Origin of the sequence: Flavihumibacter sp. CACIAM 22H1, from assembly GCF_001601815.1 — a bacterium.
Taxonomy (GTDB): Bacteria; Bacteroidota; Bacteroidia; order Chitinophagales; family Chitinophagaceae; genus Flavihumibacter.
The window spans coordinates 53,661-61,643 of the sequence record NZ_LUKG01000019.1 but is presented as its reverse complement, the minus strand read 5'-3'; the positions used below and the strand labels follow the sequence as shown (position 1 = coordinate 61,643).

Below are 7,983 nucleotides of genomic sequence, written 5' to 3'. Positions count from 1 at the left end.
AACGATAGTTGCTGTCAATACTCCAGATCATATCGCTGGTTGAATTGATCAGCGCATCCCGGTTTCTTTCTTCTTCCACTTTCAGTTTTTCCAGGCGTACCCGTTCTGAAATATCGTGTGATAAAACAAGGGCAGCGGGTTTGCCGTGGTAGTCGATCTGGTGAGAGGTGATTTCTACGTCTATGAGTTCCCCGTTTTTTTTGAGATGCCTCCATCGGCCTTTATGTACCAGGTTGGCGCCTTCCTGTATGCGCTGCAGTGGTTCATCAGGCGCCGGTCTTCCTCCGGCCTTATTGCAAATGCGGTCATTGCCAGGAATTCCTGCCTGCTGTATCCATAATGACTGATTGCTTTTTCATTCACTTCCAGAAACTGTTTGGTATCCATATCCAGGATCCACATAGGAAGGGGATTGTTCAGGAATAAGTTCCGGTAGCGTTGTTCCGATTCCTGTATACGGGCTTCGGTTTTAATTCTCTCTGTAACATCCCGGCCTACACAATAGAGCGATTTAGCAGTTTCGTTCCAGTTAGCTGACCAGCGGATATTGGCCAGTTCTCCATTTTTACAATATACCCGGTTATCAAAATGGTTGACCGGTTGTCCGCTGATTGCTTTGGCCAGCATGGAAACACTGGCTTCCTGATCTGCATCTGCAATAAATCCCAGGTAAGGTTTGCCGAGTAATTCTTCTGTTGTATAACCAAGTATGCGGGTAGCGGCCTGGCTAACCCGGGTAAACATGCCGTCCTGGTTCATCGTACAAATGATGTCCAGGGAAGCATTCATGATACGTTCATACTCCCGTATGATTTCTGTTTCGGTTTGTTGCATGTTAGAAAGGTTGTCAGAAGATCGCTAAAAAAAGCGAAAAACCAAAAGGGCACAAAAATCTCTGACAAGAGAAAGTTTCGCGCCCCTGGCTTTCCATTAACCTTAGATAAAAAAAGCTGATACTAATCAGGTTTCACAGAGTGGATACGGCTTTACATGGATTTGGACGGTTTTCGGGTTTTGTTTCAGGTTTTAAAGGATATTGGATACAGATTAATAACGGACCAACTACAATACAAAGGTGCAAGTGTTCCGCTGCCCCCACAATAGACAAACTTGTTATTTCATGTAGAAAAAATGCGACATTAATTCTGTAATTTCCTTATTTTGTATAAGTGAAACATTTTCTACTCATTGACGATCATGAAGTTGTACGTACCGGTATTGGGCATGTACTGGCCGAGTTATTTCGTCCCTGTACAATCCATGAAGCTAAAGATGAGGCTTCTGCACTGGAAAAGCTGAAAGAAAGGCCATTTGACCTAATCATTATGGACGTTTACATGCCGGGCACTGATACATTCGGAATTATGGAATTTATTAAGGTCCGTCTTCCGGAAGCGAAAGTGCTGATCTTTTCAATGAGCGCTGAAAATATATATGCACCCAGGCTTATTCGGGCAGGAGCTAAAGGTTTTCTTTCTAAGAACACTGGTATCCAGGAGTTGAAAAAAGCAGTGGAAACCCTGCTGAATAACAAGATGTATATCAGCTCTGAGCTGGCGCTTCAATTAGCAACAGGGCTTCAACAGGAAGATCCCTCCAATCCGTTTGATAAATTGAGCGGCAAAGAATTTGAAATAGCGTCATTGATGATGGAAGGGAAATCCCTGACAGAAATCTCCACCATACTCGGCACCAGCACCTCCACGGTAGGAACACATAAAGCCAGGTTGTTTAAAAAACTAAATTGTAATAACCTGTTAGAGCTGGTGGAATTAGGCAAAGCCTACCAGGCTTCCAAACGTTCCTGAATCAAATGGTTCAGGGTGTCCATGCCGGCCATTTCGCGTTGAAAGGCAATGGCCGACTGCAGCAAGGGAAGGGCCAGTGCAGCACCAGTTCCTTCGCCCAGTCGCAGGCCGATATTCAACAAGGGTTGGGCATTCAGGTAATGCAACATGGTATGGTGTCCTAGCTCTCCGGAACAATGTGCGAAAATGCAGTTTTCCAGGATCGATGGTTGAAGGGCATGTGCCACCAGCAGGGCTGCTGTGGCGATAAAGCCATCCACCACAATTACCATACCTGAGTCCCTGGCTCCGAGGTAAGCCCCGGTCATCATAGCAATTTCAAATCCACCAAAATACTGCAATGCTTTTAACGGGGAATTGAGCTGGCAGATCGTTCCGTGCTGTGTTAAAACGGCTTGCAGGGTTGCCCGTTTCTGAGCAAGTTGTGCAGCGTTGGTACCGGTGCCTTTTCCAACGGTTCGGCAAACGGGCAGGTGCATGATACAGGACATCAGCAGCGCGGCTGAAGAACTGTTCCCGATTCCCATTTCTCCTAAAGCAATGGTATTACTGCCCCCGGCAGCTATTTCTTTTGCAATAGCCGTACCTGCCTGCAGGGCCCTTTCCATTTCTTCGAACTGCATAGCAGGCTCAAACTGAAAATTTTTAGTTCCCCTGGCAATTTTTGCATCTATAAAGCGGGGGTACGGCCGGTATTTGCTCAGGTCTGCGTCTACACCGGCGTCTACGATGGTTAAGCCCAGCTGATGCTGGCGACAGAATACATTGATGGCTGCTCCCCCGGCCATAAAATTGTGTACCATGGCGGCCGTAACGGAAGCGGGATAAGGATTTACAAGCCCTGTTTTAGCTATTCCATGGTCTCCCGCAAACACAACCACCTGTGGCTCCCGGATAACAGGCTGCCGGGATTGCTGAATCAGGGCCACTTTCAGGGCGATGTTTTCCAGCAATCCCAGCGAGCCCACCGGTTTTGTTTTTGTATCAATTGATTCCTGTACCTGTTTCCGTAGGTCCATCGGGTAGATTTAGAACTGACAGCGAATACCTCCCATCATGTTAAACCGCCGGGCATTGTATCCAACCTGGTCAAAATAAGTGCGATCGGTAATATTCCGCAGATCCAGGTAAATTGAAAAATGTTTGTTTAGTGTATAGTTCGCATAGAGGTCGAGGTTATAATAGGCCTTAAGGGTTGCCAGTTCTGTACTGAATGTGTTGGAGTTGTAAAATAAATCCTGCCGTTTATCTACCCAGCGATAATTAACGCCCAGGTATACAGCTTTTGTAAGTTGATAACCGAGGTTGATATTGGCATTGTTTTTCGGGCGACGGTAAAGGTTGAAATAACTGGTATCCTTTCCTGCTACCGTGGAGGTGCTGAGTTGCCCGTTTACGTAGGTATAATTTGCCTTAACTGTAAGCTGGCTGATGGGTTTCCAGCTTGCTTCCAGTTCTAATCCGCGGTCGGCCTGTTTATCACCGTTCTGGTATTGCCCGTAAGGCGGCGTGTTAAGTGGCGCAAAAAGGATGATGTCTTTAATTGTTCTGTGGAACCAGGTGGCTCTAACAAAAAGCTGGTTGTTTTTACTGCTGTACTGCAGGCCCAGTTCCTGTTGTTGAGAGTGTTCTGGTTGCAGCTGGGTATTACCGTATTCGCTGGCAAGATTATAAACAGAGGGTGCACGGAAGGCTGAACCCGCCGATGCAAAGAACTTCAATTGTTGAATGGGCGCATAATACGGGTTCAGGGAATAGGTAAGCGCATCTCCAAACGCCTGGTGTTGGGTAAAGCGGCCGCCCATTTCAATGCCGAAACGATTTTCTTTGTGCAGGTGGGCGGTAATATAGGCGCTCATCATGCTGGCTTCCAGGGAGTCCTTACTAAGGCTGCTTCCAAATCCGCCAAAATCAGTGGCGATATCTGCCTGGTTGCGACGATAGTCAACCCCTCCCAATATACTCAGGTTTGAAGTAAGCGTGGAGTTGATATACGCTTCTGCGAAAAAAGAATTGCCTTTGTACTTTCCGCTTGAAGGGTCATAATCATTGGATCCAACCGGGTTGTTTACCGGATCGCGATAGTCGCGGTTCACCAGGTTGTAGTTGCCATGTACAACAAATTGTCCTTTAGGTAACTGCAGAATGGATTTTACGCCAAGTACCTGCTGCCGGTTGTAAATAGTTCGGTTTTTATCGTCTTCATAAGCAGCATCATCGATATCTGCTTTATAATCACTTAACTGGTAATATCCCTGGATTTTCCATTCTTTACTTGCCTGCAGGCCCAGGGAAAGATTGAGCACATGCTGTTTAAATCCATCCTTGTCAAAACCAGCGGTGCCCGTACTATCATGTGCTGCGGAGAAACCGCTGGATTGTAAGCGGCTGTATTGCGCGCTGTAATTCAGTTTTCCTTTTTGTCCACTGATACCCAGGTTGCCCTTGTAGGTGTTGAAAGATCCTGCTGCCAGTTGCCCATTGATTGCCACCGGGCGGCCGCTGGCATTTTTACGGGTGATGATATTAATTACACCCGCCACGGCATCGGACCCGTACAATACGGATTGCGCTCCTTTCAGGATTTCAACCCGTTCAATCTGATCGATGGCAAAATGGTTGATATCAAATTCAATGGAAATACCCGATGCATCGGTAACCGGCATACCGTCAATAAGAATAAGTGTATTGGCGCTTCCCGCTCCTCTCATGTATACCGCGGGAACAGTGCCGGGGTTATTTTGTGCACCTGCCAGAAACAAACCGGCTTGCTCATTGAGTACCTGTGCCAGTGTTCTGCCCGCATTTTGCTCGAGTGTTGTACGATTAATGATCAACACAGATTTACCAGTACTGCTTTGCTTTTGCGAAATTTTGTTAGCAGTTACCACCACTTCATCCAATGGGGATGGAAGACTGTCGGTACTTAGCTGTTGACTCCAGAGGGGGCTGCTGATAACTGTAGCAGCCACTAAGATCCATGTTCTTTTCATGTTCTTGAAAAAGATTAAGTGACTGCTTCCGGAAATGAGTGGTAGAAATATAAATGGCGGAATAACCGGCCCTTTACATCACTGCTTTTCTCCCGAAAGCGAAATATGATTTCTGTAGATGGCAGGTCTTCTGGCTCGTTTAACTGATGATCCCCTTCCCATCCGCCTTTGCTAAAGCGCAGGCGAACAGTGGTTCTGGATCTTCAGGAGGAAAATATTCCTAAAACATTACAGCTACGGGGATAGCGCCGGGATCAACCGGACTTCCCTTTTAATCCGCCTCAACCGGTAAAACCGGTATTAGCGGAACCATATACGGCGCGAAGATAGGTTTTTTCACTACTGCAGGCGGATGCCGGCAAAATAGTTTCTGGTTGCAGCGGCATTGTAGTATCTGCCGCCCACTGCATTAATATCGTTCCCTAAACTGTATCGCTGATTGAAAAGATTATCTGCACCAGCAAACCAGCTGATGGTTCCGGTAATAGCTTTTTTAGTGCTCCATTTATAAAGCTGTGCGCCAAGTTTAAGGCCCAGCAACTGGTATGCATTTGCTTTTGCTGAATTGGCATCATTCAGCCAGATGGGATCCACATACTGGTAGGTGATATGAAAATCCACCCAACGAGCCAGCAGCAGATCCAATCCGGCAGCCAGGCTATGCCGGGCAATGCCTGGTAAGTACTTACCGCTGTAATCGGCTTCCAGTTGAATATATGTACGGTATTTAAATGGATGGAAGGTATAACTCAGCCATGGTTGCCATTGAAAGTTTGCCGCCTGTTTTAACGGCGTATACCGGGTGCTTAACTCAATGCCCCACTGTTGGGTGCTGCCGGCATTGGTAAAATAATCTGCACCGCTGGCATCTCTTCGCTGAACGATGGCATCTTTCAGTTGGAAATAAAATACATTAACATCGGCCCAGAGTCTTTGCCGGGCAAACCGTCCTCTTACACCCAACTCATAATTCCAGCCTTTTTCAGCTTCGAGGGCGGTATTGATAACACTGGTAGAGGGGAGTATTTCTGAGCTGGTAGGCGGAGAAAACCCTTTTGCAACCAGGGTATATAAGGTAAACGATTTGAATTTTCGGGCAAGAGAAAGCCGGGGCGCCCATTCCGCCTGCCCGCTGTTTGTGAAACGATAATTCGGAACCACCGACTCCCGGATAATACGCAGGGTATTGTTATTGTAACTGATACCGGCACTAAGTTCCCAGTTGGTATCCGTTTTCCATTGTGCCTGCGCAAATACCAGTGAATTGACAGGTGTTAAGGCATCCGAACTCTGGAGGGTATCCTGTACGCCTTGCCGGTTGCCAAAAACCGTTACCTGGTAATATCCTTTCTGCCATTCTCCCCCGGCACTAAGATCCAGTTTCCCTGACGATAACGGTACGGTATAACCGATCAATGCTCTTGTACCAAAAGAAGGTTCCGTTCTTCTTTCAAAATTACGGATAGCCGGATTGGTGATACGGTTATACATTCCATAAAGTGTTGCTTCCAATCGCACCCGGCTTACGGGCGTATACAACTGTTGTACGCCACCGTAAAAGGATTGCTGGTAAATAGCTGCTTTTGCATCCTGGGCAGAAGGAAAGGGGCCGCCGGCGGGGCGTGCCTGCGCCGGGTTTGCATCATATTGTGCTTTGGTGAGTCCGCCGGGTGTTTGGTATTCAAGGTCACTGTAAAGTACCAGGGTGCTGATCCGGTAATTTGGTGCTATTAACTGCTTGTTTTGCCAGCTGACATAGTTCCTTTTCATGGAGCTGTGGGCCCGGAAGCCGCTGGTCTGCTGATGATGAAATTGAATGCGGTTATACCTGTCTGCTGTTCCTGTCAGCAATTGCAGGTCTGTCTGAAACAACCCGTTACTACCCCACAGCAGGCTCAACCGGAGCGGGGATGTTGCGGGCGAGGGACTGCTGCCTGTTGCCAGCAGGGCTCCTCCGGATCCTGCACCGTATACCGCAGCCGCCGGGCCCCGCAATATTTCCAGTTGCTCAAAAGCCGCCGGTGCAAATAAGTTCAGGTAAGTAGAACCTCCCGGATCTGTAAAGGGGAATTGTTCGTAATAGAAACGGATGTTCCGCACTCCGAAAGGAGACCGCAGGGAACTACCGCGGATGGCTATGCGATAACTGCCAGGCGAACGTTCCTCCATCCTTACCCCCGGCAAGGCATTCAGGGCAGGTACAGAGCTTACGGGAGAATACCGGTTCCATTCCGTACTACCGGCAACGGACACCGCAGCAGGCACGGAAGCCAATGGACTTTTTTGTACAAATCCCTGTACCAGTACAGAGTCTAATTGCGTCCGGGGAAGGGTATCAGTTACCGGATGCCCGGTTATTTCAACGGAGAGGGTTGCAAAAAATAAAAGCAGGTTCATTTTTAGTTTGCCAGCTTGGCTTTTGGATTTATATTGGGTAAAGATCGGGACTAACATGCAAAACAACACAGGCAAATCCAATCAGTTGAGATTGTTTGATCTTACCATGATTGTAGTGGGGCTGGTTATCGGGATGGGGATTTTTCGAACGGCAACGGATGCGGCCAGTGCCTCTTTATCGCCCACGGTTTATTTTGCTGCCTGGATTGCGGGGGGCGTTATTGCCTTATGCGGCGCATTAACCTATGCGGAAATAGGGTCGAGATACCCGGTAACCGGGGGGTATTATAAAATTTTTGCTGCCTGTTATCACCCCTCGATAGCTTTTGCGATCAATTGTATCATATTAATTTCTAATGCGGCCTCCCTGGCTGGGGTAGCGCTGATCGGGAGCGAATACCTTTCCCAACTGATTTTTGAAGAGCCGGCTACAGACCTGGTAAAGTCATTGATTGCTATGTCGGCTATCGTGGTTTTTTATTTTGTAAATCTTGCAGGGCTTCGGATGAGTTCGCAAACGCAGAATGTATTGATGTTAATTAAGATCTCTATGGTGCTGGTTTTGATCGGCGCCTTGTTTTTTCCAGGCGCTCCGGAGCCTGTGCCGGCTTCTGCGGCTCCTGCTGCCCCCGCTTCTTTCTCCAGCCTGCTCTATTCTTTCGGCATTGCTTTAATTGCGGTTTCCTTTACCTATGGGGGATATCAGCAAACGATTAATTTCGGAGAAGAGGTGAAAGATGCGCGTAAAACCATCCCCAGGGGCATTTTTATCGGAATTTTGCTGA

At 47.7% G+C, this 7,983-nt stretch carries 6 protein-coding genes and 1 riboswitch; of the genes, 2 read left to right on the top strand and 4 right to left on the bottom strand.

Annotation, left to right across the window (positions count from 1 at the left end; translation table 11 throughout):
* Positions 1-180 precede the first annotated feature (180 nt).
* Positions 181-834: a PAS domain S-box protein gene (locus tag A1D16_RS07715; RefSeq protein ID WP_290708782.1), complete on the bottom strand. Its 654-nt coding sequence runs from the start codon at positions 832-834 to the stop codon at positions 181-183.
* Between the two features lie 335 nt (positions 835-1,169).
* Here A1D16_RS07715 and A1D16_RS07710 point away from each other — a divergent pair, with 335 nt between their 5' ends.
* Entirely contained in the window at positions 1,170-1,808 is a 639-nt protein-coding gene (locus A1D16_RS07710) for a response regulator transcription factor (protein WP_290708781.1), read from the top strand.
* Here A1D16_RS07710 and cobT read toward each other — a convergent pair.
* The 3 genes from cobT to A1D16_RS07695 form a co-directional block, all read right to left on the bottom strand.
* Positions 1,784-2,827 carry a nicotinate-nucleotide--dimethylbenzimidazole phosphoribosyltransferase gene (gene cobT, locus A1D16_RS07705; protein ID WP_290708780.1) on the bottom strand — a complete coding sequence of 348 codons (1,044 nt, stop codon included), beginning with the start codon at positions 2,825-2,827 and terminating at the stop codon, positions 1,784-1,786. The two genes, A1D16_RS07710 and cobT, sit on opposite strands and share 25 nt — an antisense overlap.
* Positions 2,828-2,836: 9 nt before the next feature.
* Positions 2,837-4,801: a TonB-dependent receptor gene (locus tag A1D16_RS07700; protein ID WP_290708779.1), complete on the bottom strand. Its 1,965-nt coding sequence runs from the start codon at positions 4,799-4,801 to the stop codon at positions 2,837-2,839.
* Between the two features lie 102 nt (positions 4,802-4,903).
* A riboswitch (cobalamin riboswitch) is annotated at positions 4,904-5,130 on the bottom strand.
* Between the two features lie 10 nt (positions 5,131-5,140).
* Complete coding sequence (locus tag A1D16_RS07695) at positions 5,141-7,198, bottom strand: TonB-dependent receptor (protein ID WP_290708778.1); 2,058 nt, start codon at positions 7,196-7,198, stop codon at positions 5,141-5,143.
* Positions 7,199-7,253: 55 nt separating this feature from the next.
* Between A1D16_RS07695 and A1D16_RS07690 the strand changes: the two genes are divergently transcribed.
* A partial coding sequence (locus A1D16_RS07690; RefSeq protein ID WP_290708777.1) for an amino acid permease occupies positions 7,254-7,983 on the top strand: 730 nt, incomplete at its 3' end.